At 40.5% G+C, this 1,564-nt stretch carries 1 protein-coding gene; it reads right to left on the bottom strand.

The features are described from left to right. Positions 1 to 71: 71 nt before the first annotated feature. Positions 72 to 1,478, bottom strand: a complete 1,407-nt coding sequence (locus BACCOPRO_RS12720; protein WP_008144290.1) for an amidophosphoribosyltransferase — start codon at positions 1,476 to 1,478, stop codon at positions 72 to 74. Positions 1,479 to 1,564: the final 86 nt, after the last annotated feature.

The following is a 1,564-nucleotide window of genomic DNA, read 5'->3' as shown; positions in this document are numbered from 1 at the left end:
CTATATAACAAAAAGGGTCGTCTCAGCATAGCTAAGACGACCTTTTTATTTGGGTTCATATTACTTCACAATTAAAAGCAGCTTGATCCGTCAAAACAATGTGTACAAACCTTACATTTTGGCAAACCAATTGCTTCAATCAAAATTTCAAGCGTATTAAACTTCAAGGAAGTTAATCCGAAACGGGCACGGATACGTTCTACAAGCTCCTTATATTCGGGAGAATCTGTAGTAGCATATTTATCCAGCTTAGCATTCTCATCTCCCTCTATCTCTTTAATGATCCGACGAGTTATCAGCTCCATATCACTCTTGGAAGAAGTAAAGCCGATAAAAGGACATCCATAAATCAGAGGAGGACAAGCAATACGCATATGAACTTCTTTTGCTCCATAATCATAAAGTACATTTACATTATCGCGCAACTGAGTACCACGTACAATAGAATCATCACAGAACAAGATACGCTTACCCTGCAACATGGCACGGTTAGGAATAAGTTTCATCTTTGCAACCAAAGAACGCATGGCCTGATTACTCGGTGTAAAGCTACGAGGCCAGGTCGGTGTATATTTTGCAATGGCACGATGATAAGGAACACCCTTTCCTTCTGCATATCCCAAAGCCATTCCTACTCCTGAATCCGGAATACCACAAGCACAGTCCACTTCTGAATCATCATTCTGTCCCATCTTATATCCGCTCATAAAGCGTACGTCTTCTACATTCTTTCCTTCATAACAGGACACCGGAAATCCGTAATATACCCACAGGAAAGAACATACCTGCATCTTCTCATTCGGTTTACGCAACTGCTCCAAGCCATCGGCCCGCATCCGAATAATTTCGCCAGGACCTACAAAACGCTCGATCTCATAATCCAAATTAGGGAAACTGCTTGATTCACTGGTAGCCGCATAAGCTCCTTCCTTTTTTCCGATTACGATAGGAGTACGTCCCCATTTATCACGAGCAACAATGATACCGTCCTCTGTCAGTATCAGCATGGAGCAAGAACCTTTAATCTTATTGAAGACGTTCTCTATACCTTCCACAAAATTCTTTCCCTGAATAATAAGCAGTGCTATCAATTCCGTCTGATTAGCCCGGCTCATGCTCATTTCTGAAAAATGCATATTGGAGTCAAGCAACTCCTTTACGAGCTCATCTGAATTGTTAATCTTCGCAACTGTAACAATGGCAAAACGTCCTAAATGAGAATTTATCATAATCGGCTGAGGATCTGTATCGCTGATTACACCTATACCAGCCTTCCCTTTAAACTTAGGAAGTTCATCCTCAAATTTGGTCCGAAAGTATGAACTTTCCAAACTATGAATGGAACGCATGAAACCTTCACCTTCTGCATAAGTAGCCATACCGGCGCGTTTCGTTCCTAAATGCGAATTATAATCTGTACCGTAAAATAAATCGGTCACACATTCAGCCTTTGCGACTGTTCCGAAAAAGCCTCCCATCTTTCCTTTCTGTTATGTTTGTTAATTTTGTATGCTTGTGCAAAATTACGAAAAAAAGAAAAATCTGAAAACAAAGAAGACTATAT

It is taken from the genome of Phocaeicola coprophilus DSM 18228 = JCM 13818 (assembly GCF_000157915.1).
GTDB classification, from domain to species: Bacteria; Bacteroidota; Bacteroidia; order Bacteroidales; family Bacteroidaceae; genus Phocaeicola; species Phocaeicola coprophilus.
This window is presented reverse-complemented; position numbering and strand designations above follow the sequence as displayed.

What these genes read in the sequence shown, in the direction of transcription:
- BACCOPRO_RS12720 (WP_008144290.1), bottom strand. Translation starts at nt 1,478, where the DNA reads ATGGGAGGCTTTTTCGGAACAGTCGCAAAGGCTGAATGTGTGACCGAT.